Origin of the sequence: Nocardioides sp., from assembly GCF_016462705.1 — a bacterium.
Taxonomy (GTDB): domain Bacteria; phylum Actinomycetota; class Actinomycetes; order Propionibacteriales; family Nocardioidaceae; genus Nocardioides.
The window spans coordinates 17,958-43,014 of sequence record NZ_JAEMSS010000010.1 but is presented as its reverse complement, the minus strand read 5'-3'; the positions used below and the strand labels follow the sequence as shown (position 1 = coordinate 43,014).

At 72.3% G+C, this 25,057-nt stretch carries 29 protein-coding genes; 17 read left to right on the top strand and 12 right to left on the bottom strand.

Translation table 11 applies throughout. The features are described 5' to 3' along the window. The 7 genes from JHD21_RS02540 to clpS all read right to left on the bottom strand — a co-directional run. On the bottom strand, positions 1–259 hold a 259-nt coding region (locus JHD21_RS02540), incomplete at its 3' end, for an NAD(P)-dependent oxidoreductase (RefSeq protein WP_292671389.1). Positions 260–271: 12 nt separating this feature from the next. Continuing rightward, positions 272–1,114, bottom strand: coding sequence for a galactosyltransferase-related protein (locus JHD21_RS02535; protein WP_292671388.1), 843 nt, complete (start codon positions 1,112–1,114; stop codon positions 272–274). Continuing rightward, positions 1,111–2,118: a glycosyltransferase gene (locus JHD21_RS02530; protein ID WP_292671386.1), complete on the bottom strand. Its 1,008-nt coding sequence runs from the start codon at positions 2,116–2,118 to the stop codon at positions 1,111–1,113. Before JHD21_RS02530 ends, JHD21_RS02535 begins: the two co-directional genes overlap by 4 nt. Then, positions 2,115–3,176 carry a glycosyltransferase gene (locus JHD21_RS02525; protein WP_292671384.1) on the bottom strand — a complete coding sequence of 354 codons (1,062 nt, stop codon included), beginning with the start codon at positions 3,174–3,176 and terminating at the stop codon, positions 2,115–2,117. The genes JHD21_RS02530 and JHD21_RS02525 overlap by 4 nt, the downstream gene beginning before the upstream one ends. A 1-nt stretch (position 3,177) precedes the next feature. Beyond that, positions 3,178–4,284: a glycosyltransferase gene (locus JHD21_RS02520; RefSeq protein ID WP_292671382.1), complete on the bottom strand. Its 1,107-nt coding sequence runs from the start codon at positions 4,282–4,284 to the stop codon at positions 3,178–3,180. A 163-nt stretch (positions 4,285–4,447) separates the two neighbouring features. Next, positions 4,448–5,035, bottom strand: coding sequence for a DUF2017 domain-containing protein (locus tag JHD21_RS02515; protein WP_292671381.1), 588 nt, complete (start codon positions 5,033–5,035; stop codon positions 4,448–4,450). Further along, entirely contained in the window at positions 5,032–5,340 is a 309-nt protein-coding gene (gene clpS, locus JHD21_RS02510) for an ATP-dependent Clp protease adapter ClpS (protein ID WP_292671380.1), read from the bottom strand. The genes JHD21_RS02515 and clpS overlap by 4 nt, the downstream gene beginning before the upstream one ends. An 18-nt stretch (positions 5,341–5,358) precedes the next feature. Here clpS and JHD21_RS02505 point away from each other — a divergent pair, with 18 nt between their 5' ends. The 5 genes from JHD21_RS02505 to JHD21_RS02485 are packed head-to-tail and all read left to right on the top strand — an operon-like array spanning position 5,359 to position 9,954. Beyond that, on the top strand, positions 5,359–6,696 hold the full coding sequence (locus JHD21_RS02505) for a nicotinate phosphoribosyltransferase (RefSeq protein ID WP_292671379.1): 1,338 nt from the start codon (positions 5,359–5,361) through the stop codon (positions 6,694–6,696). Positions 6,697–6,716: 20 nt separating this feature from the next. Beyond that, positions 6,717–7,292 (top strand): isochorismatase family protein, encoded by a 576-nt coding sequence (locus JHD21_RS02500; RefSeq protein ID WP_292671378.1) that lies wholly within the window; start codon positions 6,717–6,719, stop codon positions 7,290–7,292. Further along, positions 7,285–8,097 carry an enoyl-CoA hydratase-related protein gene (locus tag JHD21_RS02495; protein ID WP_292671377.1) on the top strand — a complete coding sequence of 271 codons (813 nt, stop codon included), beginning with the start codon at positions 7,285–7,287 and terminating at the stop codon, positions 8,095–8,097. Before JHD21_RS02500 ends, JHD21_RS02495 begins: the two co-directional genes overlap by 8 nt. A gap of 34 nt (positions 8,098–8,131) precedes the next feature. Next, positions 8,132–8,707, top strand: a complete 576-nt coding sequence (locus JHD21_RS02490) for a helix-turn-helix domain-containing protein (protein ID WP_292671376.1) — start codon at positions 8,132–8,134, stop codon at positions 8,705–8,707. Then, a complete protein-coding gene (locus JHD21_RS02485) occupies positions 8,704–9,954 on the top strand; it encodes an MFS transporter (protein ID WP_292671374.1) in 1,251 nt (416 codons plus the stop codon). The genes JHD21_RS02490 and JHD21_RS02485 overlap by 4 nt, the downstream gene beginning before the upstream one ends. On the opposite strand, the gene JHD21_RS02480 is transcribed toward JHD21_RS02485, so the two are convergent. Then, positions 9,926–10,459, bottom strand: a complete 534-nt coding sequence (locus JHD21_RS02480) for a DUF1697 domain-containing protein (protein WP_292671372.1) — start codon at positions 10,457–10,459, stop codon at positions 9,926–9,928. The two genes, JHD21_RS02485 and JHD21_RS02480, sit on opposite strands and share 29 nt — an antisense overlap. A 48-nt stretch (positions 10,460–10,507) precedes the next feature. Next, a complete protein-coding gene (locus JHD21_RS02475; protein WP_292671371.1) occupies positions 10,508–11,107 on the bottom strand; it encodes a hypothetical protein in 600 nt (199 codons plus the stop codon). A gap of 226 nt (positions 11,108–11,333) precedes the next feature. Between JHD21_RS02475 and JHD21_RS02470 the strand changes: the two genes are divergently transcribed. The 5 genes from JHD21_RS02470 (at position 11,334) to JHD21_RS02450 (ending at position 15,886) form a co-directional block, all read left to right on the top strand. Beyond that, complete coding sequence (locus JHD21_RS02470) at positions 11,334–12,035, top strand: response regulator transcription factor (RefSeq protein ID WP_292671369.1); 702 nt, start codon at positions 11,334–11,336, stop codon at positions 12,033–12,035. Then, on the top strand, positions 12,032–13,291 hold the full coding sequence (locus JHD21_RS02465) for an ATP-binding protein (protein ID WP_292671367.1): 1,260 nt from the start codon (positions 12,032–12,034) through the stop codon (positions 13,289–13,291). Before JHD21_RS02470 ends, JHD21_RS02465 begins: the two co-directional genes overlap by 4 nt. Positions 13,292–13,621: 330 nt before the next feature. Beyond that, on the top strand, positions 13,622–14,290 hold the full coding sequence (locus JHD21_RS02460) for an SPFH domain-containing protein (RefSeq protein WP_292671365.1): 669 nt from the start codon (positions 13,622–13,624) through the stop codon (positions 14,288–14,290). An 868-nt stretch (positions 14,291–15,158) separates the two neighbouring features. Next, entirely contained in the window at positions 15,159–15,533 is a 375-nt protein-coding gene (locus JHD21_RS02455; RefSeq protein WP_292671363.1) for a hypothetical protein, read from the top strand. Between the two features lie 83 nt (positions 15,534–15,616). After that, positions 15,617–15,886: a hypothetical protein gene (locus JHD21_RS02450; RefSeq protein ID WP_292671361.1), complete on the top strand. Its 270-nt coding sequence runs from the start codon at positions 15,617–15,619 to the stop codon at positions 15,884–15,886. 89 nt (positions 15,887–15,975) lie between these two features. Here the strand turns inward: JHD21_RS02450 and JHD21_RS02445 are convergent, their stop codons facing one another. Next, positions 15,976–17,217 carry an HNH endonuclease signature motif containing protein gene (locus tag JHD21_RS02445; RefSeq protein ID WP_292671360.1) on the bottom strand — a complete coding sequence of 414 codons (1,242 nt, stop codon included), beginning with the start codon at positions 17,215–17,217 and terminating at the stop codon, positions 15,976–15,978. Between the two features lie 146 nt (positions 17,218–17,363). Between JHD21_RS02445 and JHD21_RS02440 the strand changes: the two genes are divergently transcribed. Beyond that, positions 17,364–18,254: a phosphatase PAP2 family protein gene (locus tag JHD21_RS02440; protein ID WP_292671359.1), complete on the top strand. Its 891-nt coding sequence runs from the start codon at positions 17,364–17,366 to the stop codon at positions 18,252–18,254. A gap of 12 nt (positions 18,255–18,266) precedes the next feature. Here JHD21_RS02440 and hppD read toward each other — a convergent pair whose 3' ends face one another. After that, positions 18,267–19,487 (bottom strand): 4-hydroxyphenylpyruvate dioxygenase, encoded by a 1,221-nt coding sequence (gene hppD, locus JHD21_RS02435; protein ID WP_292671358.1) that lies wholly within the window; start codon positions 19,485–19,487, stop codon positions 18,267–18,269. A 70-nt stretch (positions 19,488–19,557) separates the two neighbouring features. On the opposite strand from hppD, the gene JHD21_RS02430 reads away from it, so the two are divergent. Continuing rightward, on the top strand, positions 19,558–20,043 hold the full coding sequence (locus JHD21_RS02430; RefSeq protein ID WP_292671357.1) for an Lrp/AsnC family transcriptional regulator: 486 nt from the start codon (positions 19,558–19,560) through the stop codon (positions 20,041–20,043). Next, positions 20,040–20,408 carry a nuclear transport factor 2 family protein gene (locus tag JHD21_RS02425; protein WP_292671356.1) on the top strand — a complete coding sequence of 123 codons (369 nt, stop codon included), beginning with the start codon at positions 20,040–20,042 and terminating at the stop codon, positions 20,406–20,408. The genes JHD21_RS02430 and JHD21_RS02425 overlap by 4 nt, the downstream gene beginning before the upstream one ends. Position 20,409: 1 nt before the next feature. Here JHD21_RS02425 and JHD21_RS02420 read toward each other — a convergent pair whose 3' ends face one another. Beyond that, positions 20,410–20,937: a PaaI family thioesterase gene (locus tag JHD21_RS02420; protein ID WP_292671355.1), complete on the bottom strand. Its 528-nt coding sequence runs from the start codon at positions 20,935–20,937 to the stop codon at positions 20,410–20,412. A gap of 54 nt (positions 20,938–20,991) precedes the next feature. Between JHD21_RS02420 and JHD21_RS02415 the strand changes: the two genes are divergently transcribed. The 4 genes from JHD21_RS02415 (at position 20,992) to JHD21_RS02400 (ending at position 25,055) form a co-directional block, all read left to right on the top strand. After that, a complete protein-coding gene (locus tag JHD21_RS02415; protein ID WP_292671354.1) occupies positions 20,992–21,474 on the top strand; it encodes a helix-turn-helix domain-containing protein in 483 nt (160 codons plus the stop codon). 66 nt (positions 21,475–21,540) lie between these two features. After that, complete coding sequence (locus tag JHD21_RS02410) at positions 21,541–22,341, top strand: hypothetical protein (protein ID WP_292671353.1); 801 nt, start codon at positions 21,541–21,543, stop codon at positions 22,339–22,341. Between the two features lie 33 nt (positions 22,342–22,374). Continuing rightward, entirely contained in the window at positions 22,375–24,405 is a 2,031-nt protein-coding gene (locus JHD21_RS02405) for a histidine kinase (protein WP_292671352.1), read from the top strand. Next, positions 24,402–25,055, top strand: a complete 654-nt coding sequence (locus tag JHD21_RS02400) for a response regulator transcription factor (RefSeq protein WP_292671351.1) — start codon at positions 24,402–24,404, stop codon at positions 25,053–25,055. Before JHD21_RS02405 ends, JHD21_RS02400 begins: the two co-directional genes overlap by 4 nt. Positions 25,056–25,057: the final 2 nt, after the last annotated feature.

Here is a 25,057-nt window from a genome sequence, read left to right as displayed (position 1 = left end):
GGTCGAGCCGGTGGGACGGCTGGAAGCCCCAGGCCAGGTGGACCACGGCGTCCGCACCGTCGAGGGCCTGCCGCAGCCGCGGCTCCGCCTCGGGGCGGGTCAGGTCCACCGGGACCCACGCGACGTCCGGCCACACGCTCCCGACCGGGGGGCGACGGCAGACACCGCGGACCCGGTGACCGTCCTGCAGCAGGCGCGGCACGAGCCGGGATCCCACGTTGCCTGTGGCTCCCGTCACGACGATGGTCTGGGATGACATCCGCGTCCTCTCTCAGTCGCCGGCGATCGCGCCGACCGGTGCCTCACGTACCCATTGCCCGTCGCGGAGAACCGCCAGTCCGCGTTCCTCGAAGGCGGTGAGCCAGCCCTGCATCGGCCACGTCCCCCAGCGACGGTGGAAGAGCGCAGCGTTGCGAAGGATCTCGCCCAGGTGCTCGACGGGAGGGTCCGACACCGGGTGCCACTGGTGGTAGGCGCGGGCCCCGCCCAGCACGCCGTGCTCGAGACCGCGGGCGACGACCTGGTGGCCGAAGTCCGTGTCCTCGCCCCCGTAGCCGACGTACTCCTCGCAGAAGCCGCCTGAGTGCCGCCAGGCCGAGGCCGAGAGCGCGAAGCACAGGGACCAGAACAGGTCCGGGTCGGTGCGCAGGAGCGTTCGTCCCGGCCCCGGGTCCGGCCGCGCCGGGTGTGGGTCGTCCAGGTCCTCGATCCGGTCGAGCGGGTAGCCCGCTGCGGGCGGTTCCGGCAGGTAGGTGACCACTCCGCTCCACACGGTCGAGGGGTGACGCGTGCAGGCCTCGGCGGTCGCCGCCACGAGGTCAGGGCCGGCCAGGCAGTCGACGTCGAGCAGCAGCACGACGTCTGCTCCCCGGGCCAGGGCGCGAGCGACTCCGACGTTGCGCGCGGCGGCCAGCGGGAGCCCGAGCGTCTCGCCGGGCACCCGGACGACGTGCCGGTCGAGCCCGTGCCTGGCCGCAGGCCGGACGTCTGGATCGTCCATGGCCACGACCAGGTAGTGATCCGGCCTCCGGCTGCCCCGGGCCAGCGACTCGTGCTGCGCCGCGAGGTGGTCGTGCCGTCCGTGGGCGAGGGTGACCACCCCGATCCTGGTCACGACGGCTCCAGCAGGGAGGTCCGGCGCACCACGTCGGCGACCCGGTCGGCCGCGCGCCCGTCGCACCACCCCGACCAGCCGGCTCCGTCGAGCGCCGCGACGCCCGCCAGCCGCTGGGACCAGCCGTCCCGGGGCCACTCGGTGACCACGACCGCCGGCCAGCATGCTCGAGCGAGCACGTCCGCGGTGGTCTCCTGCTCCCGGTGCGGCCTGGGCTGCGGCAGGACGACCGCCGGCCTCCGTGCCGCCGCCACCTCGGCCAGCGCGTTCTGGCCCGCGTGCGTGACCACCACGTCAGCCCCCCGCAGCGCGTCCCAGGGGTCGGCCACCCACGTGCCGAGCGCGCGGTCGAGCACGGTCCACTCCCAGTCCGGCGAGTCCTCGCGCGCCCTCGCCACGTCCTCGGCGGAGATGTCGTGACCACCCGCGCCGGCGAGCAGCAGCACCCGGCGCCCATCCGGCGTCCGGGGCGCAGGATCGACGACCGGGAACCGGCTCAACGCCCCGACCGCCTGCACCCGCTCCTCGACCTCGGCCGGCACACCGCGCAGCATGCCGGCGGCGGCCGGCGGCCAGCAGCCCACCAGGGCGTCCGACACGTCGAACCCGAGCCGATGCGCGGCGTCCCCACGATCGCCGGGCAGGACGACCGTGACGACCGGGATCCCGTGCAGCCGGACCAGGACGGCCACCTCCACGGACACGTCCACGACGAACGCCGTCGGCTCGCGGTGCCGCAGCCAGGCAGCGATCTCGGCCATCCGTGACCGCAGGCCCCGATGCCCCAGCGGCACCCAGTGCAGCCGTTCGCGCGCCGTGGTCCCCGCGGGGTCGGCCCCGCCGTCGGTCACGTCGTCGGCCTCCAGCTCGATCCACGGGCCCGGCCAGTCGGCCGGGGCAGGGAGGGAGGAGAACCCCGTCACGGGCTCCCCCAGTGCCTGGGCGACGGCGGTGGCCCGGTGCAGGTGCCCCGACCCGACGTGGTGCACGTAGTAGCCGATCACGCGGCCTCGGGCTGGATGAGCGCGGCGTAGAGCCGCTCGTAGTCGTCGACCATCCGGTCGAGCGAGCAGTGCCGCTCGGCGTGTGCCCTGACACTGGCCCGGTCGCAGTCCATGGCTCGGCGGATGGCGACCGCGAGCGCGGCCACGTCACCGGGCACCCCGAGCACGCCGGCACCCTCCGGCACCAGCTCCGGAAGGGCGCCACGCGCGTACGCCGCCACCGGCGTCCCGCACGCCATGGCCTCGGCGGCGACGAGGCCGTAGGGCTCGTCCCATGCCGGCGTGACGACGGCGACCGAGGCCGTCGCGAGCAGACGGGCCAGTTCGCCGCGTCGCAGGTGGCCGGCGTAGGTGCAGCCGTCCCCCAGCCGCGGCTCGACCTCCGCGGCGACATAGGCGGGATCGGACAGCGGCCCTGCCAGGACCAGCTTCACACCAGCGGCGCGGGCGGCGTCCATGGCTTCGTGCGGCGCCTTCTCGCGGACCATCCGGCCGGTCCACACGGCGGGGCCGCCGCCCGGACCCGGCAGGAACTGCTGGGTGTCCACGCCGTTGCGGATCACCGTCGCAGGGACGACCGGCGCCCACGCCCGCGCCGTCCCGTCGCTCACGGCCACGAAGGCCCCGGGTCGCTCGGTGATGGCGATGGCCGACTCCAGCCACGGCACCGGCGGCGTGTGCAGCGTCGTCACCATCGGCGGCGTGAGCGCCGACGCCATGGCCACCGGCAGGTGGTGGAGGCTGCTGTTGTGGACGACGTCGAACGGCGTCTCCCGGCGGCCGAGCCCGAGCATCAGGCCCAGGTAGGCGTGGTGCTCGTGCATGAACACCACCGGCGGCGCGTGCACGTCGGCGACGGCGGAGGCGCTGGGGCTCCACTCCGGCACGGGCAGGGTCGTGACGGGGAGCGCAGGGTCGGACCCCGGGCCGGCGAAGAGCGTGACGTCGTGGCCGCGCTGGTGGAGCTGCGAGACCAGCGCATGGGTCCATGCCTCCAGCCCGCCGGCGAAGGGCTCGGCGATCGGGAAGCGGCTCGAGGCGATGACGCAGATACGCACCTCAGCCCGCCTCCGTCACCGATCGGTAGACCTCGTCGTGGGCATGCGCGACGTCGGCCCGTTGCCGTCGGCGTTCCGGCACGGTGGCACCGAACGGCGGCCGCTCGTCGTAGGCCGTCACGACGGCGTCCCGCAGCGAGTCGGCGTCTAACCGCTGCTCGTCCATGCCGTAGGTGAGCACGGGTCCCTGCTCCGCGAAGTAGCCACAGGTGGGTGCGATGACCGTCGTCCCCAGGTCGCGACAGGCCTCGAGCCAGCCGGAGTGGGTGCCGAACCGGTACGGGAGCACCGACACGTCCAGCGAGTTCAGGTAGCTGAAGAACCTGCGGTCGTCGGCGAGGTAGGGATGCACGCGTAGGTCCACGTGCCGGTGTCGTGCGGCAGCCGTCAGGGCCGCGGCCACGGCAGGGTCGTGGCGGCGCCCGTCGGGCTCGAAGAGCTCGTCGTGCACGTTGACCTGGAGCACGGCGAGGGGCAGCCGACCCACCACCTCCACCAGCACCGGCAGGACGGCCAGGGGGTCCATGCCGGCCCGCACGCTCTTGACGTGCAGCCCGACCCGGAACACCCCGGTGCGGCGCCGAGACCGGGCGTCCGCGGCGATCTGCATGGTGCGCAGGTCCACGACGTGCGGGTGCGGGACGACCACCGCCTCCCGCCCCCACCGTCGGCGGATCTCCTCGGCGGCGCCCCGCGTCAGGGTGATCAGCGCGTCCGCTGCGGGGACCAGGACGTCGAGCTGCTCGTCGTGCAGCGCCCTGGTCGGGTGGTGCGGGTTGCGCAGGTCGTGGACGGTGAAGACGAGCGGGCGACCGCGGTCGTGGACCGCGCTCACGAGCGCCGCCAGCTCCTGCGGCGTCCGGGCGTCGAACCCGAAGTGCACGTGCATGAGGTCGTAGTCCTGGGTGCTCGCCCACCCCGGACTGAGCATCCTGGGCGGCCACCAGGTCTGCTCGGCCGATCGCGGGTCGTCGGGGACCGGGTCGGCGAGCCGACGCGGCCCGGGCCCCTCTTCGGGGCTCAGGTGCCGGATGTACACGTGGTCGGCAGGCACGGAAGCCACCACCACCGGCCCCTCCGACTGGTGGTTGACGGACGCCGCCGTCATGACCCGAGCCCTCCCAGATGCTCCTCCATTCCGATTCGGTGACCCTCACGGCCGCACGCACTCTCACCCGGACGGGTAGTTGCGCGGTCGCGCAAGGAGGAGGATTGGAGTGCCGGTTGCGGACTCAGCGGGAGGACTCAGCGGGAGGACTCAGCGGGAGGACTCAGCGGGACGACAGGGCGTGGACGAGCGTCTCCTGGAGGTAACCGACCCAGTCGTAGATGTCGTGCGCCTGGGCCCGCGGGTCGTCGTCGGGCATCGCCGCCCAGACCGCCTCGTCGCCCTCCTCGACGCCGAGCCGGGTGGCGAGAGCCAGCCGCAGGTCGGTGAACGACCGCATCCAGGTCTCGGCGTCGGGCTCGTCGAGCTCGACGTCGATCATCAGGCCCTCCTCGGTGAGCTCCGAGGGCAGCCCGGCCTCCTCGAGCCCGTCGATGATGGCGATCGCGGCGTCGGCCTTGCCGTCCCGCAACGCCCCCTCGGTGAACCGCCGGAACTCCGCGGAGGCCTCCGGGTCGCTGGGGTAGGCCGTGGGGAACAGTCGCGCCAGGACCGGGTCGTCGGGCTCGGTCTCGGGACCGGAGAAGTCCATCATCGCCTCGAACGGGTCCACGTGGTCGCGCGGCACCGCGGCCTCGTTGCGCAGCAGCTCCACGAGCTGGGCGGCCAGCGAGCGGAGCAGGTCGGCCTCGAACCCGGTGAAGGTGGCGATGATCCGCTTGCTGCGCCGGTGTCTTTGGAAGGCGCTCACTCAGCCTGCTTGTCCATGGTGGCCCACAGGCCGTACTCGTGCATGGCCTGCACGTCGCGCTCCATCTCCTCGCGCGAGCCGGAGCTGACGACGGACTTGCCGTCCTCGTGCACCTCGAGCATCAGCTTCTCGGCCTTCTTCTTGTCATAGCCGAAGTACTTCTGGAACACGTAGGTCACGTAGGACATCAGGTTGACCGGGTCGTTCCAGACGATCGTCACCCAGGGCTGTGCGAGCTTCGTCGACTCGTCCGGGACGATCTCCGGCTCGACCTCGACCGGGGCGGCGGCGGACACGCATCCCATGGTGGCACAGTCGTCCCCGTGCCCTCGCCCGACCACACAGTGCACCACGCGGCCTCGACCGCGCTCCTCACCGACCACTACGAGCTGACCATGCTCCAGGCCGCCCTGGCGTCCGGGACGGCTCACCGACGCTCGGTGTTCGAGCTGTTCGGGCGCCGACTGCCGGAGGGTCGGCGGTACGGCGTCGTGGCAGGCACCGGGCGGGCACTGGACGCCCTCGAGGCGTTCCGGTTCGACGAGGCGACGCTGGCCGTGCTCGAGGACGTGGTCGATGCGCCGACCCTCGACTACCTGGCGGCGTACCGCTTCTCCGGCGACATCTGGGGCTACGGGGAGGGCGAGGCCTACTTCGCCTACTCACCGCTCGTGGTGGTCGAGGCGACCTTCGCCGAGGCGGTGGTGCTGGAGACGGTGCTGCTGTCGATCTACAACCACGACTCCGCCATCGCCTCGGCGGCGTCCAGGATGACGCTCGTCGCCGGCGACCGGCCCTGCATCGAGATGGGCTCGCGGCGCACCCACGAGGAGGCCGCGGTGGCCGCGGCGCGGGCGGCGTACGTCGCCGGGTTCGCGACCACCTCCAACCTGGCGGCCCGGCAGCGGTACGGCGTCCCGACGGCCGGCACCAGCGCCCACTCGTTCACCCTCCTGCACGACTCCGAGGCCGACGCGTTCCGCGCGCAGGTGGACTCGCTGGGACGCGGCACGACGCTGCTCGTCGACACCTACGACGTCGCCGAGGCGGTCCGGCTCGGCGTCGAGATCGCGGGCCCTGAGCTGGGAGCGGTCCGCCTCGACTCCGGCGACCTCGGCGCCCTGGCGCGCGAGGTCCGCGCCCAGCTCGACTCGCTCGGCGCCACCGGCACGCGGATCGTGGTCACCAGCGACCTCGACGAGCACGCCATCGCCGCGCTCGCGGCCGCGCCCGTCGACGGCTACGGGGTGGGCACCCAGCTGGTCACCGGCAGCGGCCACCCGACGTCGGGGTTCGTGTACAAGCTCGTCGCCCGCGCGGACGACGCCGGCGTCCTGCGCCCGGTGGCCAAGAAGAGCGTCGACAAGATCTCGATCGGTGGCCGCAAGTACGCCCTGCGCCGGCGTACGCCGACCGGTGTCGCCGAGGCCGAGGTGATCGGCATCGGGCACTCCCCCCGCCCCGACGACGCCCCTGGAGACATGCAGCGGGACCGGTCGCTGCTGGTCCCGCTCGTCCGGGACGGCGAGGTCGTCGGCCGCGAGCCGCTCGAGGTCGCGCGCGAGCGGCACGTCGCGGCCCGGGCGGAGCTGCCGGCGGCGGCGCAGCAGATGTCGAAGGGCGAGGCCGTCATCCCGACGCTGTTCGAGGGGGACGTCTGACGGGTCCTAGGGTCGGCCACATGAAGACCGCACTGATCGTCGTCGACGTCCAGAACGACTTCTGCGAGGGCGGCTCGCTGCCCGTCACCGGCGGCGCCCGGGTCGCGGCCGGCATCGGCGGCCTGCTGCGGGCCTGGGTCGACCGGTCCGACGGCGCCCCGGACTACGCGCACGTGGTGGCCACCCGGGACCACCACGTCGACCCCGGCGCGCACTGGTCGGCCGACCCCGACTTCGTGGACTCGTGGCCGGTGCACTGCGAGGTCGGCACGCACGGCGAGGAGTGGCATCCCGACCTCCGGCCCCGACCGTTCGACGCCGTGTTCCTCAAGGGCGAGCACCAGGCGGCCTACTCGGGCTTCGAAGGCCGGTCCGAGGAGGGCGAGACCCTCACCGACTGGCTCCGCGCCAGGCACGTCACCCGCGTCGACGTCTGCGGCATCGCCACCGACCACTGCGTCCGGGCCACGGCGCTCGATGCGGCGGCGAACGGCTTCGAGACCCGGGTGCTCACCGACCTCTGCGCCGGGGTGGCTCCGGAGACCACCGCGGCCGCGCTGGCGGCCCTGCGCGAGGCCGGCGTCTCCGTTGCCTGAGGACCTGCCGGAGGGCGCCGGCTCCCCCGGCGGCATGGGCGACATGACCGTGGAGCTCGACGGCGGGGTGCTCCGGCTGACGTTCACCAGGCCGGAGGTCCTCAACGCGCTCAGTGGCCTGATGGCCGTGACCGTCGCCGAGCAGCTCGAGCGCGCCCACGCCGACGACGACGTCCGGGTGGTCGTGATCACCGGGTCGGGCGGGTCCTTCAGTGCGGGAGCCGACATCTCGGGCGTCGACGCGCACGAGAGGTTCGACGTGCGCGCCCTGGATGCCGCGAACCGGATCATCCGCGCCGAGGTCGGCTGCGCCAAGCCGGTGCTCGCCGCGGTCGACGGCGTGGCCGCAGGCGTCGGTTGCTCCATCGCCCTCGCCGCGGACGTGATCGTGGCGAGCGAGGCGGCGGCGTTCCTCCTCGCGTTCTCCCGGATCGGGCTGATGCCCGACGGGGGCACGTCGGCGACGGTCGCCGCCGCGGTCGGCCGGGCCCGGGCGATGCGGATGACGCTGCTCGCCGAGCCGCTCACCGGGCAGGAGGCCTACGACGCAGGCCTGGTCACGCACGTAGCGCCGGCCGAGGAGTTCCCCGAGCTGGTCGACAAGCTCACCCGCCGCCTCGCCACCGGCCCACCGCTGGCGTACACCGCCGCGAAGAAGGCGGTCAACGCCGCCACCCTCGGCCAGCTCGAGGACGCCTTGGAGCGCGAGCGGACCGGACAGACGATCCTGCTGCGCACCGACGACGTTGCCGAAGGGATGCGGGCGTTCTCCGAGCAGCGCAAGCCGCGGTTCCGAGGTCGCTGACCAACTCCCCAATAACTGTTTGACAGTCGGTGGCGTGGTGCGTCACTATCTCCCCAACATCTATTGGGGAGTAATGATGACCGACGAGGACCTCAAGGGACTGCGGGCGATGGCGCACCCCGTGCGGCTGCGCATGGTGTCGCTGCTGACCGGCTCCGCGATGAGCGCCGCCGAGGTCGCCCGGGAGCTCGGCCTGACGCACGCGAACGCGTCGTACCACCTGCGGATCCTGCTCGACTCCGGCGAGATCGTGGAGGCCGGCGAGGAGCGGATCCGGGGCGGAGTGGCCAAGAAGTACCGCTACCCCCACGAGCTCCGGGGCCACAACCCCCGGCGCAGGACGAGCGCGGAGGACCACGTCCTCTACGCCCGCACCCTCGGTCGCGAGCTCGAGCGCCGGGTCCAGGAGCGCAAGGCCCGGACGAAGAGCCTGTCCAGCGACCTCGAGGGCTGGGTGACGCCCGAGGTGTGGGAGCGCGCACTCGACCTGCTCACCGAGGCCTCGCACCTCCTGCACGACCACAACCAGCCACCGCGAACACCCGGGACCCTCCACGTCAGCGCGAGCTCGTGGGCGTTCCAGATGACCCGCGGCGAGGACGCGTCATGACCGAGGAGAAGAGCGCGCTGGCACCGCTGCGCGAGCCGAACTTCCGCTACTACTGGCTCTCCCGGCTGGTCGACCGGGCCGGGACGACGATGGCGGGCATCGCGCTCGCCTTCGCGGTCCTGCACGTGAGCGACTCCCCGACGGCACTCGGGACCGTGCTGGCGGCGTACAGCATCCCGATGGTCGTGTTCCTGCTCGCCGGAGGCGTCCTCGCGGACCGGTTCGGCCGCACCCTGGTCATCCAGGGCACCAACGTCGTGTCCGGCCTCACCCAGCTCGCCATGGCTGCCCTGGTCCTCACGGACACGGCCGAGGTGTGGCACCTGGCCGTCCTCGCCGCCCTCAACGGCACCGCCACCGCCGCCGGGATGCCCGCCATGGCCGGCGTGCTGCCCCAGCTCGTCCCGCGCGAGCAGCTCAAGGCGGCCAACCTGGTGCTGGCCGTGCCCGAGAACGCCCTCATGGTGCTCGGCCCGGCGGTCTCCGGCGTGCTCGTGGTCGTGGTCGGCCCGGGGTGGGCGCTGGCGGTCGACGGCGCGACGTACCTGCTGGCCACGCTGATCCTCACGAAGGTCTCCCTGCCCAAGCCGTCGGGCAAGAAGCGCGCCGGCGCGATCGCCGACCTGCGCGAGGGTTGGACCTACTTCCGCTCCACGACGTGGCTGTGGGTCGTCGTGCTCGCGTTCTCGGCGCTCAACGCGATCGTCAGCGGCGCGTTCAACACCCTCGGGCCGGTCCTCGCCACCGACACCGACATCGGCGAGGCGGGGTGGGGCCTGATCCGGTCCGCGCAGGCGGTCGGCTTCCTCGTGTGCTCCCTCGCGCTGATCCGGATCTCGTTCCGGCGCCCGCTGCTGTGGGGCATGGCCGCGATCGCCCTGGAAGGCATCCCGATGCTCGTGCTCGGCTTCGAGCCGTTGCTGGCCGCGGCGATGGTGGGGTCGTTCCTCGCCGGCGTCGGCAGCCAGGTCTTCAACCTCGGGTGGGACCTCGCCATGGCGGAGCACGTGCCCGACGAGATGCTCTCGCGCGCCTACTCCTACGACATGCTCGGGTCGTTCATCGCGATCCCGGTCGGTCAGCTGCTCTTCGGACCGCTGGGCCTGGCCTTTGGCATCCAGCCGGTGATGCTGGTCTCCGGCATCGCGTTCATCGCGATCTCGCTGCTGACGCTCACGTCGCGCTCGGTGCGGGAGCTGCAGCGGCTGCCGGCCGCCGTCAGCACCACTTCTCCGCCAGCGCACTGATCACGGTCAGGTTGCGGTTGGTGGCCACGCCGAGCAGCTTCTCCACCTGGGCGTTGGTCAGCCTGGCGTCGGACCCGTAGCTGCTGTCACCGGAGTAGAGCAGGTGCACCGCGCGGCCCCCCACCTTGGCGACCTCGTCGACGTTGCTCGCCTCCTCCATGGCCGTGATGGCCGCCGCCGACGGCGGCTCCTTGAGCAGCGAGACGTAGTGCCGACCGTCGTGGCCGAAGCCGGCCGCCTCCTCGGCGATCGACCTCAGCTCCTTGGCCGTGAACACGATCGTCGGCACCTCGAAGCCGGCCTCGGCGAGGTAGGCCTCCTCGAGCGCCGCCTCGATCCTCGCCCGGGAGCGCAGGGTCGTGTCGAAGCGGACGTTGCCGGTGTTGATGTACGTCGCCACGTCGGTGAACCCCGCAGCCTCGGTCGCCCGGACGATCGCGTCCTTGGGGAACTTCCGCTTCGCGCCCAGGTTGATCGCGCGCAGGAACCCGACGTACGTCGCCATGGCTCCGGACCCTAGTGCCCCAGGGCCCGGAGCCGGCTCAGGCCCGGATCAGCACCAGACGTGGATGGTGAACCCCAGGGACTGGGCGACACCGTCGTGGTCGCGGGTGCGCACGATGACGGAGTTGGCGCTGCCGATCGCCGACGACACGTTGAGCATGCCGATCTGCTGCGGGTCGTCGGAGTCGGGCTGGCTGGGCGTGGCGGTGTAGGAGCACTGCGAGACGTCCCGGTCGAAGGTGACCCGGAACTGCGAGTCCACGCCCACGTGCTCCACCGCGACGGCGCCCTTGCCGCGCACGATGCTCGGGCCGCCCCAGACGACCGCCCACAGCGGCTGGAGGTCGGCAGCGAGGTGGTTGCGCGTCACCGCGCCGGCTGCCAGCTTCGAGGAGGTCACCGCCCCGTCCTTGATCTTCTTGGTCTTGACCGCGCCCGGCGCGAGCTTGTTGGTCTTGACCGCGTTCTTGGCGATCTTGGACGAGGTCACCGCGCCCTTGGCCAGGTCCTTGCTGTCGACCAGGTTGGCGGCGACGACGGGAGCCGTCGTCGCGAGCATCGCGACCCCGGCCACGGCGCTGGCGCCGAGGACCAGGCCGCGACGGGCGCGACGGGGTGGGCGGTTCGGGTCGGTGCTGTTGACGTTCATCTGTTCCGTGTCCTCTCAGGGCGGCCCGGATCCGGACCTGTGGGCTCCCCGGCGCACGTGCCGCACCAGGGAGCACTCAGCCTCCCGACTCCGGACGCCGGATCGAACCGCGCCAGCCCCACTTTTCGGGTCCGGCCAACCGCCGTCCCGGGTAGGGCTTTCCCTACCTCAAGAGGCCGGTCAACCCGGGTCCCGTCGAGCTTTCCCGCTGGTAGCGTCCGGTGGAGTGCGGGAGCTGACACTGGTCGTCGCGGAGGACAACCTGCTGGTGCGGGAAGGCGTCCTCCGCCTGGTCGCGGAGATCGAGGGCCTGCGCGTCGCCGCGTCGTGCAGCAGCTTCGACGACCTGCTCGCCGCCGTCGACAACTTCTCCCCCGACGTGGTCGTCACCGACATCCGGATGCCCCCCGACCACCGCGACGAGGGGATCCGAGCGGCGAACCGGTTCCGCGCCTCACACCCCGAGCTCGGCGTGCTGGTGCTCTCGCAGTTCCTGGACCCCGCCTACGTCCTGGCCCTGCTGGAGGCGGGGACGCGGGGTCGGGGCTACCTGCTCAAGGACCGGGTCGACGAGGTCGACCGCCTCGCCCGGGCGATCCGCACCGTCGCAGACGGCGGGTCCTACATCGACGACGACGTGGTGGACGTGCTCGTCCGGTCGCAGACGCGCAGCGTGGACTCCCCGCTGGAGTCCTTGTCGACGCGCGAGATCGAGGTGCTCACCGAGATGGCCACGGGCGCGACCAACGCGGCGATCGCCGAGTCGCTGTGCCTCTCGGCGCACTCGGTCGAGAAGCACGCCAGCGCGATCTTCGCCAAGCTGGGCCTCGCCGAGGACGTCGAGATCAACCGGCGGGTCAAGGCCGTGGTCATGTTCCTCGCCGGGCGCGACCCGGCCGAGCCGGTTGCCGGGCCCGGACGCGGATGACCCCCTCCCCGGAGCAGATCGCCCGGTTGCGGGTGCTGATCCTGGTCGACATGACGGTCGCCCTGACCGCGGCGTTCCTGATGTTCCTCAGCTGGTTGCTCTGGGTCGACTCCCCCGTGCTCCCGGCCGTGACGGTGGCCGTCGCCGTGACGGGCGGCGTGATGGCCCGGGCGCTGTGGCCGCTGCGCCACGGGGACGTGCCCCAGGCCGTGCTCTGGTGGGCGGCGGCCAACTGGGGCATCGCGATCGTGGCGGCGGCCACCGCCACCTTCGCCTGGCCGCTGATGCTGCTGACGGCGCTGCTGCCCGCCGTGCTGGCCACGGCGACGGCCAGCGGCCGGACCCTGGTCTGGTACGTCGCCGGGTCGGTGGCGGTCTCCACGGCGGTGGTCCTGGTCGGCGTGCTCCAGGACGCCACCGGGCTGGCCGCGGACACGCCGCGGGCGCTGCAGCACGGGCTGCTGGCGCTCTTCACCCCCGCACTGGCCGCGATGGTCGGGCTGATCGTCCTGCAGAACAGCCTGCGCCTCCAGGCCGCACTGGCCGGCGCCCTCAGGGCCCAGGAGGAGCTGGCCGAGCAGGCCGAGCAGCTCAGGAGGTCGCGGGCGCGACTGGTCGCCGCCACCGACCGCGAACGACGCCGCATCGAGCGGGACCTCCACGACGGCGCCCAACAGCGTCTGATCTCGATCGGGATCGGCCTGGCCGGTGCCACCAGCCTGTGCCGCAGCGACCCGGAGGCCGCCGCCACCGCGCTCACCGACCTCCGCCGACAGCTGCACCTGGCGCACGACGAGGTGCGCAGCCTGGCTCAGGGCGTCTACCCGCCGGTGCTCTCCGAGCACGGACTCGTCGAGGCGATCAGGTCGGCCGTGGACCGCTACCCGCTGCCGATCACGCTGGACCTGCACGACCCGGGCCGCCACTCCAGCGACCTGGAGGCGGCCGTCTACTTCTGCTGCATGGAGGCGGTGCAGAACGCCGCCAAGCACTCCCGAGCCGGCCGGGTGCGGGTGTCGGTCGGCGCGGACGACGGCTCGGTGTGGTTCACGGTGCAGGACGACGGCGTCGGCTTCGACGTCGGAGCCCACCGGCAGCAGGGGTCGGGCGGGATGGTCAACATGCAGGACCGGCTGGGCGCGAGCGGGGGGACGCTCAGCGTCCGGTCAGCGCCGGGCCGCGGCACGACGGTGCACGGCACCGTCCCCGTGGCCCAGGTCGCCGTGGACCCGCGTCCGGCAGCCGTCGGACGCTAATTCGCTCGCGTCCCCCGACGCCGGTCCCTACCCTCGTCGAGGCGAGATCAGCAGCCGGCCGGGTGTGCCCGGTCCGGTCCTGCGCGTCGTACCTCGCCACCTGCCATGGCATAGGTAACGCATCCAGCGTCCGAGGTTCGATTCCTCTCCTTCTCCATGGGCGGGTGGGCGGTGGCGTCAGCGTGCGGGCGCTCTGCGGCTCCGGGTGGTCAGGACGACACCCGGCTGCCCCGCGCCCGGGCGTGCCACCGCCCGCCCGTTCCACCACCGCATCCCCACAACGGAACACCAATCCCTGGACTGGCACCACACGACCGAGAGGAGGCAGCCATGTCCCTGTTCACCCACATCACCGTGTTCGCCCACGAGCGCGCCCTCGAGTACGTCGACGGCGTGTGCACCCGCGTGCTCGAGCCCGGTCGCTACCGCGCCGCGACCCGCGCGACGTACCACCGCGTCGACGTCCGCGAGCGGATCGTCACGACCGCACCGCAGGAGGTGCTGACCTCCGACGGTGTGCTGGTGCGGGTCACCGCTGCGGTGCGCTGGAAGGTCAGCGACGCGCGGGCGTTCGTCGAGACCGTCCACGACGCGGCCGCGCTGGTCTACCTGGCGATCCAGGTCGCCCTGCGCGACGCCCTCGTCGACACCGACGCGGACGCGATCGTGCGCACCGCGCGCTCCGCGACCGCAGAGGCGGCGACCACGGCGGCCCGCTCCGCGGGTGCGACCGTCGGCATCGACGTGGTCGAGGTCGTAGTCAAGGACGTGATCCTGCCGACGGAGCTGCGCACGGCGTACGCCGAGCTGGTGACGACCCGCACCCGCGGCCTCGCCCAGCTGGAGGCCGCGCGGGCCGAGACCGCCGCGCTGCGGTCGCTGGCCAACGGCGCCAAGCTGCTCGACGAGCACCCGGCGCTGGCTCGCCTGCGGCTGGTGCAGGCGCTGCCGTACGGCTCCACGCTGGAGCTGTCGGTGGGCGACGCGCCGTCCGAGTGAGAGATCGCGGGGCGTGCCCGTCACTACGGTGGCGGGCATGCCCTGCGACTTCTGCGGCCAGGAGTTCGACCCGATCAGCACGCGGTGGCTGTGCCCGCACTGCCATGCGAAGGCGAACTGCTGTGACGGCGCGCCGCTGCCGTTCTCCGACGCCTCGGCCGCGACTGAAGCCCCGACTGAGGCCAGGTCGCCGGCAGCCGCCAGCTGACCGTTCCGCGTGTCAGCGGGCCGGCTCTCCGACACGTCCTGTCTTGCCGATGAGCGGAGGCGCGAACTGAGTCGCGCTGCCGGGACCGCCCTGCCTACGCTGAGGGCGACCCTGCCCTAGGCGGGCCGGTTCACCCCGACCGCCCGCCCAGCTACATGGAGGGGAGGCAGCCCGTTCGAGCCGGGCCAGGGTGGGCTACACGTCTGAACAATGCCGCGACTGGCGCGGTCATGCCGAGTTGACGCCGCTTCGCGACACAGTTGGGGCGATTAGATCGATGCCTGAGCGTGTGCGGACGGCGCTCGCCTGCGAACTGCGTCGCTAAGCGCACTCACATGCCGCGAGTAGTGCGTCATGCCGATGAGCGGCTAGTGGTTGTTACGCATGAAAAGCGCCCCAATGAAGACGCCCAGCGGGGCGCCACCCAGTAGCACCGCACTGATCAAGAGCCGGGTAGCTCGTGTCAGCGGAGGCATGCCTGCCTCTTGGCGCCACGCCTCGCTCGTCGGGAGCACCCACCGTAGGGCTAGCAGACCTGCGACCACCCACACGCCACTGGCCAGAAGCCACGAGGTCAGCCAGTTCATGAGCAAGTGTTGCCCAAGCGTCCGCTCACGCCGCGTTCCGGTCATGGCGGTGAGTAATGACTAGCCTGTAACGGTGCCGCGTTCCGTCGTCATGCTGAGCCCTGACGCCGAACTGTTAGCGCACCTTCGCGCATGGCTGCGAGACGACAAGCGCTTCATCGAGACTGACACCAGTCTGCACTGTGATGGGTCGAGTGCGCCTTTGACGAACATCTACTCGGTCGAGAATCTTGCTTCGGAGTGGGACAACTGGGATGAGGAGAGCACTGGCATCGAGAACCCCCAGAGCATGACGACACTCATCTTCGAGTGCCGCTCGCCGAACTGGGTCGCGGAGGTCGGAACACTGATTGCTGTCAGCACCGACAAGCCCGTGTGGTTCGTGGACTCAGCAGACGTGGCGTGGCCCGTGGACCGCGTGAACCAGAATCAGGTCAGGCTCGCCTGAACGTCCAGATCATGCCGCGGATCGGCCGTCCGATCATGCCGCGCGCAGGGGCCACTCTCGGATGTCGGTGGAGGATGTGCACCGTGTGGTTCTTCGAGTGTCCGTACGGAGACCAGGGCCTCGTCCGACCTCTGACGACAGCGTCGGGGCTGGTCGTCCTCCTGTGTGACAGCGGTGACGAGGTCTGGCGCGAGCCGGGTTTGGTCTCCACCACAACCCCTGTCATCCCTGAGCCGCCCGACTGGGAAGTGGCCGACGGGGTGACCATCGTGCCCGGAACGACCCACTGGTCAGAGCGGAACGAGATTCCGGACGCCTGGCGCGAGTTTCACATTCATCCGGGACCCGATTGAACCGCCCGCTCATGCCGCTGCGCGGCCGTCCGATCATGCCGCGGATGGTGGGACCTCCAGGCGGCCATTCTGCTGACGATGTCGGCGGCCTACTCCCGTCGGTGGAAGCGGATCTTGCCGTTGGGTAGTCGTTCGTAGGTGTAGCGGGGGTCGTGGATCCTTCGGTGAGCCGAGGGGCAGAGCATCCAACCGTCGCCGTCGGTGTGGCCGCCCTTGGACCACTCGGTGGGGTGGTGCATGTGGGTGAAGGCGGGCGGGGCGTCGCAGCCCTCCTCGAGGCAGCCGCCCTGCTCGATGGTGGCCTTGATCCGTTGGGCTCGGGAATGGAAGCGCCGGGACCGGCCGAGGTCGAGGACCTGGGACCTGCCGCCGAGGACGGCGGGGATGATCCCGGCTTCGCAGGCGATCCGGCGGGCCAGGTCGGCGGAGATGTGCTCGCCGGTGTCGAGCTTGGCGGCCTTGAGGTCACCCAGCAGGGTCTCGTAGGACATCAGGACGACCACGGTCGCGTTCAGGCCGCCGGCGTTCGGGAGCTTGTCGGCCGGGTAGCGGCGGACGTACTCGGCGAACGCCTCCCCGAGCCGTTCCGCGGTGGGCAACCGCTCGCCGAGCGGGCCCTGGGCGGCGCGGTGCCGGGGGGCGGCATGGGCGAACAGTGCCTTCTTCAGCGCGGCCCCGGAGTAGCCGTCGAGGTCGAAGTCCCCTTTGACCCGACCCTGCGGGGTCTCCCAGATCCGGAACCGGTTGGCCTCCTCGGCATCACGCTCCAGCCGCTCGAGCTGCGCGGCGAGGCGGGCGTCGGCGACCTCGGGGGCGACGACCTCGAGGATGGTCCGGGCCAGGCCCTTGAGCGCCTTGGGGTCGTGGTCGGCGGCGAGCTCGACCAGGTGCTCCTCGGCCCTGACCTTCACCTCCGCCTCGAGGTCGGCCGGCAGCGCGTCCACCCCGGCGATGATCACTAGCGCCTGCTCGGGGTTGACCCTGGCCTGCGACAACGCCGCGGCCGTGACCGGGTGCGCCTCCAGTCCCGCGGCCAGCCGCGCCTGCCGGTGTGCCTCCGGCCGGCTGGTCCGGTGCCGCCGGGCCAGCAGCACCGCCACCGACCGCGCACCCAGCTCCGCCGGCAGCCCCAGGGTCTCCGCATGGGTCAGCAGCCGCGCCTTGGCCTCCGCGGTCTGCGCCTCCAGCGCCGCGATGTCGTCCAGCGCCCGCTCGGTCTGCGCTGCGGTCATCGACCACGGCCGCTCACCCGCCACCGACCCCAACGCCTCCCGGGCAGCCGAGATCGCAGCACCCACCCGGTGGGCCGGCGGAGTCGCGATCTCGGTCATGCCTCCCAGCCCACCGATGCCCACCGACACGACCAGCAGTAGGCACGGCAGACCTGTGGAGAACGTCGCTCAGGTCGGGGCTGTGGAGACGAAGTGGCTACGCAGCACCCTCACCAGGCGCCGAGACCCGATTGCTACGGTGCCGCATGGCAGCCCGGCGACCGCTGAGCCGGCTCTCGGAGTGGCGCGAGGACCGGATCGGCGACCGCGACCTGACCCGCTGGACGACCGCGGCGGGCGTTGCCTTGGTGCGCGCGACCACCTGGCTCGTGGCGCTGGCGCTCCGGCTGTTGCCGGCCGGGCTGCGGTCGCGGCTCGCGGACCGCGAGCTGCCGTGGCTGGTGCTGCTGGCGACGACGGCCGTGGGCGGTGCGCTGGCCGTGCTCGCGACCGCCGCGAGTGCCGAGCTCTACGACGGCGTCGAGGACGGCGAAGGCGCCACCGCCCTGGACCGGCCGGTGCTGGACTGGGTGGCGGGCTGGCGCACCCCGTGGCTCGACGACGCCGTGACGGCGTACACCGACCTGGGCGGCGCGCACCTGATGATCCCCCTCGTGGCGGTGGCGGCCGGGGCGCTCTGGTGGTGGTGGCGACGCCCCACACCGGCGATCCTGCTGGCGATCGCAGCCGCGGGGTCGTTGTTGATGACCGTGGTGGGCAAGCAGGTGGTGGGGCGGGTGCGGCCGCCGCAGGAGCTCGCGGTGCCGCCGTTCGAGTCGAGCCCCTCGTTCCCCAGCGGGCACACGCTGAACAGCTGGGTGCTGTGGATCCTGATCGGCTACCTGGTCGCGGTGCGCACCCGCAGTCGCTGGGTCGCCGTGGTCGCGCTCGCCGTGGCCACCGGACTGGCGATGGCCATGGGACTGAGCCGGGTCTACCTCGGCCACCACTGGCTGACCGACGTGCTGGTCGGCTGGACCCTCGGTGCCGCCTGGCTCGCGGTGATCGTCACCGGTCACCGGCTCGCCCTCACTGTGCGTCGCAAGACCAGCGGAGCACCTGAGTGGGCAGGGGATGCCGAGGGCGTCCCGTCCTGACGCTGCCAGGCGTCAGAGGTTGCCGCGCAGTTCCTGCTCACGCTCGATGGCCTCGAACAGCGCCTTGAAGTTGCCCTTGCCGAAGCCCAACGAGCCGTGCCGCTCGATGAACTCGTAGAACACCGTCGGCCGGTCTCCCATCGGCTTGGTGAAGATCTGGAGCAGGTAGCCGTCCTCGTCGCGGTCGACCAGGATCTTGCGCTTCTTCAGCTCCTCGATCGGGACCCGCACCTCGCCGATCCGGGCGCGCAGCTCGGGGTCGTCGTAGTAGGAGTCCGGGGTGTCGAGGAACTCGATGCCGTTGTCGCGCAGGATGTCGACCGAGCGCAGGATGTCGTTGGTGGCCAGGGCGATGTGCTGGCAGCCGGCGCCGTCGTAGAACTCGAGGTACTCGTCGATCTGCGACCTCTTCTTCGCGATCGCCGGCTCGTTGAGCGGGAACTTCACCCGGTGGTTGCCGGAGGCGACGACCTTCGACATCAGCGCCGAGTAGTCGGTCGCGATGTCGTCGCCGACGAACTCGGCCATGTTGGTGAAGCCCATGACCCGGTTGTAGAAGGTGACCCACTCGTCCATCCGGCCGAGCTCGACGTTGCCGACGCAGTGGTCGATCGCCTGGAACAGCCGCTTGGGGTGACCCTCGCCGCGGACGACGCTGGAGGTGCGCGCGACGAAGCCGGGCAGGTAGGGACCGTGGTAGCGGCTGCGGTCGACGAGCGTGTGCCGGGTCTCGCCGTACGTCGCGATGGCGGCCGACCGCACGGTGCCGTGCTCGTCGGTCTCGTCGTGCGGCTCGACCAGGACGGTCGCGCCGACCGAGCGGGCGTGCGCCATGCACTTGTCGACGTCCGGGACCTCCAGGGCCAGGTCGACGACGCCGTCGCCGTGCTTGCGGTGGTGGTCCAGCAGGTGGCTGTCGGGTGACACCGCGCCGGTGAACACGAACCGGGCGCTGCCCGAGCGCAGGACGAACGTCTTGGAGTCGCGGGTGCCGGTCTCGGGGCCGCGGTAGGCCTCGAGCTCCATGCCCAGCGCGAGCTGGTAGAACGTCGCGGTCTGCGTGGCGTTGCCGACCACGAAGACCACCGCGTCCATCGCAGTCACCGGGAACGGGTCGCTGCTGGCGTCGTAGTCCACCAGCCCGACCAGCTGCTTGAGCTGGTCGAGGGACAGCCCGGCCTGGATCTCCTCGTCGGTGAGGGCGGTCAAGGTCGTGCCCGAGTCTGCAGTCATGGCCGGAGCCTGACGGGTGGAGTACATTCTGCGCAACCGAGGTAGGAGTCACTGGACAATCTGTCCAGACATGGAGGACGAGATGGACGATCTGGACCGCAGGTTGATCGAGCTCTTCGCCGCCGAGCCACGCATCGCCGTCCTCGAGGCCTCCCGTCGGCTCGGCGTCGCCCGCGGCACCGTCCAGGCCCGGCTCGACAAGCTCGAGTCGACCGGCGTGGTGACCGGCTACGGGCCGGACCTCTCCCCCGAGGCGCTCGGCTATCCCGTCACGGCGTTCCTCACCCTCGAGATCCGCCAGGAAGCCGCCGCGGGCGGCGGGCACGACGCGGTCGGAGCCCACCTGGCCGCGATCCCCGAGGTGCTCGAGGCGCACACCATCACCGGGGCCGGCGACCTGATGGCGCGCGTGGTCGCCCGGTCCAACACCGACCTCCAACGCGTGATCGACCGGGTGCTGGCCGCGCCCGCCATCACCAGGTCGTCGACGGTCATCGCCCTGGAGACGCAGGTGCCCTACCGGGTGCTGCCACTCGTGCGTCAGGCTGGAGCATGACCGTCGACGTGGAGCGCGCCTTCCGGGCCCGGGCCGACGCACTGGCCGCACAGGACTGGGCCGTGGTGGAGGCCCAGCTCCACGAGGACTTCGTCTACACCAACTCTCGCGGTGAGCGGCTGATGAAGCAGGGGTACCTCGACTTCCTGCGCGACGGACCGCTGCGCTGGAACCGGCAGTGGCTCGAGGACATCCTCGTCACCGTCGTCGGCGACACCGCCGTGGTCACGGGTCTCGTGTTCGACGACGTGGTCGTCGGCGGCCAGGAGCACGTGCTGACGTTCGCCACCACGCAGACCTACGTCCAGCAGGACGGGCAGTGGCGCTACCTCGCCGGCCAGACCGCGCCGGTCGACCTGGCGTAGGTCAGCCGCCGAAGATCATGCAGCTCGACGTGGCGTGCGCGAGCAGCCGGTCGTTCTCGTCGAAGAGCTGCGCCTCGGCCAGCGCCGTACGCCGGCCGCGCGAGACGACCTTGCCCACGCAGGCCAGCAGACCGGAGTCGACGGTCACCGGCCGCAGGAACTTCACGCTCAGGTCGAGCGACGTGTAGCCCTCGCCCACGGCCAGGGTCGAGTGGACCGAGCAGCCCGCCGCGGTGTCGAGCAGCGTCGAGATCATGCCGCCGTGAACGCCGCCGAGCGGGTTGTAGTGGAACGTCTCGGCACGCATGCCGCAGGTGACGGTGCCGCGCTCGGCGTGGAAGTGGGTCATCCCGATGGTGGACATCACCGGCGGCGGTGGCATCAGGCCCTGCTCGATCGACTGGAGCTGGCCCAGGCCGTCCAGCTTCGACAGCGCCTCGAAGTCGCCCTGACCGGGCAACGCCCAGGTGACCTCCCGGGTCTCGGTCCGCCACTGGCTCAGGTCCGGCTCGCGCTGGGTCTGCGTCATGGACCTAGCCTTCCCGGGCTTGCTGGGTCTGTCAAGCAGACCTAGCCTGTGACCGTGACCACGACGACCACTCCCTCCGCCCTGGCCTGGTCGACCGACAACTGCCAGGTCGCCCGGGCCCTCGACGTGTTCGGCGACCGGTCGTCCCTGGTCGTCATCAGGGAGGTCTTCAACGGCGTACGCCGGTTCGACGACATGCAGCGGCACAGCGGGGTCAACCGCCAGGTGCTCAGCAACCGCCTGGCTCATCTCGTCGACGAAGGCATCCTCCGCAAGGTGCCCTACCAGCCCGAGGGGTCTCGCGTGCGGCACGAGTACCGGCTGACCCAGAAGGGCCTCGACCTCTACCCGGTGTTGACCGCGCTCGCCGAGTGGGGCGCCAGGTACGTCGCCGATCCCGAGGGCCCGGCCGTCGAGATGGCCCACCGCGACTGCGGTGCCGAGGTGCACGCGGTCCTCGTGTGCGACGAGGGACACCGGCTCGACGACGTCCGCGACGTCGTTCCGCGGCCCGGACCCGGAGGCCGGCGCCTGTAGGGGTCGGGACAACGCCGGGACGATCCGGCGATGCGCCTGGGACGCCGCACCGCGGACGGTGGTGCCATGACCACGACAGAGAGCATCACCACCGAGAACATCACCCACGTCCACACCGCCGAGGCAGCGACCCCACCCGGGGCGGGTCGGCGCACCGCCCTGGCCGGGTGCGCGTTCCTGACCTGCGCACTGCCCCTGGTGTTCGGTACGACCATCACCGGCATGCTGCTGACCGGCGTCGACAGCGACCACCGGTTCCATCAGACCACGGGGCAGGGCCTCATCCTCGTCGCCTTCTGGCTCGGCGCGGTCGTCCCTCTCCTCCGCGCGGGCTGGCGAGGCGAACGACCCAGCACGGCTGCGGGACTGCGGCACCTCACCTTCGTCGTGGCGGGCGCAGGATGCGCCGTCGCCGCGCCTGGTGGCGGGGCTCCAGGCCTGGTCGGTGTCATCGCGGTCGGGGGCGCCCTGCTCTGGTGCGCGCTCCCTCGGCGTCCGCGGCTGCGCTCGGCCGTGCAGGTCGACGCCCTGCTGCTGCCTGCAGCGCTCGTCCTGGGCGCCGCACTGCTGCCGTACGCCGCAGACCAGCTGGCCCTGCAGAACGACGCAACCGGCTACCACTCACGCAACCCGCACTTCTTCGACATGGCGTGGATCTCCGTCGTCCTCGTCTCCCAGGCGCTCATGGCCGCACTGCTGCCTGCCGCCCGCCGACTGGCGCTGCCGGTCGCCGCGGCCACGGCCGCACTCGGCGCCGCGGGCCTGGCGTTCGGTGAGGACGTGACGTCGTCGTGGGTCGCGGTCGCCCTCGGCATCGTGCTCGCCGCCGCCGGGCTCGTCGGGGCGCGTCGGCCCCTCGGCGCGTGACTGCCGCGTCGCTGACCACCTGAGGAGCGCGGCGTGCCTACACTCCGCCGGGTGTCGACGACCGCCCGGCGTGCGGGCAGCAGCGTGATCGCCGCGGCGGCGGCCGGAGCCTCGCTCTCGGCCGTCGCCGTGGTGCAACGCGCGGACGCGTGGGACCTGGAACCGGCGCCACAGATCGCCGTGGACGCCGCGGTGGGCACCGGTTTCCCGCTGGTCGCCGTCCTCGCGCTGCTGTCTCCCGCGCTCCCCACCGGCGCTCGCACCCTCACCAAGGTGCTGCTGGTGTGCGGGGCGGCAGCCGCCGCGGCAGCCCTGACCACCGCGCTCGCCGTGACCGCCCCCGACCAGACACCATGGGCGAGGACCCTGGTGCAGCTCCAGAGCTGGCTGTGGGTGCCCGGTTTCATCCCGCTGCTCACCCTCGTCCCCCTGCTCTACCCGAGCGGGCTGCGGCCCGGCCGGGTCTGGCGTCTCGCCGCCGCTGCGGCGGTGGCGGGGATCGTCGCCCTGGCGCTCGGCGTGGCCCTGTACCCCGAGCCCTTCCACGGCACGGTGACGATGACCAAGCCGGTCACGTCCGAACCCGCGGCGCAGGCACTGACCCTTCTGGCCGCGCTGCTCCTCGTTCCCGCGGCCGTCGCAGGGCTGGCGAGCCTGATGCGGCACCTGCTGTCGTCGCGTGGTCTCGAGCGCCGCCAGGTCGCGGTGCTGCTCAGCGCCGCGGGCATCCTGCTCGCGGTGACGGCGGCGCAGGGCGCCATCCCCTGGCCGGGCGACGTGCTCGCCCAGGCCGCCGCGGTCGTGCTCATGCCGGTGGCGATCGGCGTCGCCGTCACCCGGCACGGGCTCTACGAGCTCGACGTCGCGGTGCGGCGCGCGGTCGTCGTGGCGAGCCTGGCCGTCTGCCTCGCCGGGCTCTACCTGAGCCTCCTGGCGGTGGTCCAGGCCGGGCTGGGGATGAACACCCCGGTCGGCGCCGCGCTCGCGGCCGGCGCCACGGGCGCGGCCATCCAACCGCTCGCGCGTCGGCTGTCGGCCGGGGTGGACCGGCTCTACTACGGAGACCGGGCCGAGCCGATGGTGATCCTGGGTCAGCTCGGCACCGAGCTCGCTGACGCGCCACCGGACATGGAGACGGTGCCCACCCTGGTGTGCCGGATCGTCGTCGACTCCCTGCGCCTCCCCGGAGCCGCGCTGCACCTCGACGGCGGCGATCCCGATCCCGCGGCCGCGGTCGGCGAGACCCATGGCCTCACGACCACGGCGTTCGCGCTGCGGCACCGCGGCGACGACCTCGGCAGCCTCGTCGTCGCCCACCGCGCCGGCGAGTCCGAGCTCGACCCCCGCGACGCCGCGGTGGTCGGGTCGATCGCGACGCAGGCGGCCCCGGCCCTGGCCGCCCTGCACCTGCACCGACAGCTCCAGCGCAGCCGCGAGTCGCTCGTCTCGGCCCGGGAGAGCGAGCGACGCAGCCTGCGGCGAGACCTCCACGACGGTCTCGGTGCGACCCTCGCCGGACTGCGCCTCCAGATCGAGTCGGCGCAGGCGCTCGTCGACGAGCCCGCGGCCGGCATCCTCCAGCGCGCCTCCGCCGGCGTGGGCCAGGCGGTCGGCGAGGTGCGCAGCCTCGTCGACGGGCTGCGCCCGCCGGGGATCGACGACCTCGGCCTGGCCAGGTCCCTCCGCCTGCTCGGCGAGCGGACCAGCACGCCCGACCTCGCCGTGCAGGTGCTGGTGGACGACGACCTCGACGTCGGCCCGGCCGCGGAGGCGGCGACGTACCGGATCGTCGCCGAGGGCCTCGCCAACGTCGCCAAGCACGCCCGCGCCACCCGAGCCCTGGTCGAGGTGACCCGCAGCGACTCCGAGCTCTCGGTGGTGGTCGACGACGACGGATCCGGGCTGGGCGGGAACCCGGGCGACCCCGCCGACGGCGTCGGGCTGGGCTCGATGCGCGAGCGCGCCGAGGAGCTCGGTGGGCACCTGGGCGTCACGATGGGGCCCGACGGCTGCGGCACCCGCGTCTCTGCCGTGATTCCCCTCGACCGGACGGAGGCACGATGACCACGGTCCTCATCGTCGACGACCACCCGCTGTTCATCGACGGGGTGCGCGCGGCGTTCGCCGGCCAGCCGGACCTCGCGGTCGTGGGTGAGGCCCACGACGTGGCCTCGGCTCTCGAGCTCGTCGCCGCCGACCCTCCCGACGTCGTCCTCATGGACCTCAACCTGCCGGACGGCTCGGGCATCGACGCCACCCGCGGCGTGCTCGCCGCGAGCCCGGCGACCCGGGTGCTGGTCATCACGATGTCCGACGAGGACGACGCGGTGGTCGCGGCCATGCGCGCCGGAGCGCGTGGCTACGTCGTGAAGGGAGCCGGCCGCGAAGCCCTGCTGCAGGCCGTGAGGACGGTCGCGGGCGGCGGTGCGGTGTTCAGCCCAGCCGTGGCCGACCGGTTGGGCGACTTCTTCACCGGGCTCTCGGCGAGGCCCGCGCGCGAGGTCTTCCCCCAGCTCAGCGAGCGCGAGCGAGAGGTCCTCGAGCTGGTCGCCCGCGGCTACGACAACCGGCGCATCGCCCGCGAGCTGTTCCTCTCCGACAAGACCGTCCGCAACCACGTGTCAGCCGTGCTGGGCAAGCTCGGCGGCGCCGACAGGTCCGACGTCATCGAGCGTGCCCGGCGGGCCGGGATGGGTCGCCTCGACCCGGGGTGAGG

What these genes read in the sequence shown, in the direction of transcription:
- JHD21_RS02445 (WP_292671360.1), bottom strand. Translation starts at nt 17,217, where the DNA reads ATGACCGAGATCGCGACTCCGCCGGCCCACCGGGTGGGTGCTGCGATC.
- JHD21_RS02485 (WP_292671374.1), top strand. Translation starts at nt 8,704, where the DNA reads ATGACCGAGGAGAAGAGCGCGCTGGCACCGCTGCGCGAGCCGAACTTC.
- clpS (WP_292671380.1), bottom strand. Translation starts at nt 5,340, where the DNA reads ATGGGATGCGTGTCCGCCGCCGCCCCGGTCGAGGTCGAGCCGGAGATC.
- JHD21_RS02460 (WP_292671365.1), top strand. Translation starts at nt 13,622, where the DNA reads ATGTCCCTGTTCACCCACATCACCGTGTTCGCCCACGAGCGCGCCCTC.
- hppD (WP_292671358.1), bottom strand. Translation starts at nt 19,487, where the DNA reads ATGACTGCAGACTCGGGCACGACCTTGACCGCCCTCACCGACGAGGAG.
- JHD21_RS02465 (WP_292671367.1), top strand. Translation starts at nt 12,032, where the DNA reads ATGACCCCCTCCCCGGAGCAGATCGCCCGGTTGCGGGTGCTGATCCTG.
- JHD21_RS02520 (WP_292671382.1), bottom strand. Translation starts at nt 4,284, where the DNA reads ATGACGGCGGCGTCCGTCAACCACCAGTCGGAGGGGCCGGTGGTGGTG.
- JHD21_RS02410 (WP_292671353.1), top strand. Translation starts at nt 21,541, where the DNA reads ATGACCACGACAGAGAGCATCACCACCGAGAACATCACCCACGTCCAC.
- JHD21_RS02480 (WP_292671372.1), bottom strand. Translation starts at nt 10,459, where the DNA reads ATGGCGACGTACGTCGGGTTCCTGCGCGCGATCAACCTGGGCGCGAAG.
- JHD21_RS02425 (WP_292671356.1), top strand. Translation starts at nt 20,040, where the DNA reads ATGACCGTCGACGTGGAGCGCGCCTTCCGGGCCCGGGCCGACGCACTG.
- JHD21_RS02475 (WP_292671371.1), bottom strand. Translation starts at nt 11,107, where the DNA reads ATGAACGTCAACAGCACCGACCCGAACCGCCCACCCCGTCGCGCCCGT.
- JHD21_RS02500 (WP_292671378.1), top strand. Translation starts at nt 6,717, where the DNA reads ATGAAGACCGCACTGATCGTCGTCGACGTCCAGAACGACTTCTGCGAG.
- JHD21_RS02440 (WP_292671359.1), top strand. Translation starts at nt 17,364, where the DNA reads ATGGCAGCCCGGCGACCGCTGAGCCGGCTCTCGGAGTGGCGCGAGGAC.
- JHD21_RS02400 (WP_292671351.1), top strand. Translation starts at nt 24,402, where the DNA reads ATGACCACGGTCCTCATCGTCGACGACCACCCGCTGTTCATCGACGGG.
- JHD21_RS02430 (WP_292671357.1), top strand. Translation starts at nt 19,558, where the DNA reads ATGGAGGACGAGATGGACGATCTGGACCGCAGGTTGATCGAGCTCTTC.
- JHD21_RS02420 (WP_292671355.1), bottom strand. Translation starts at nt 20,937, where the DNA reads ATGACGCAGACCCAGCGCGAGCCGGACCTGAGCCAGTGGCGGACCGAG.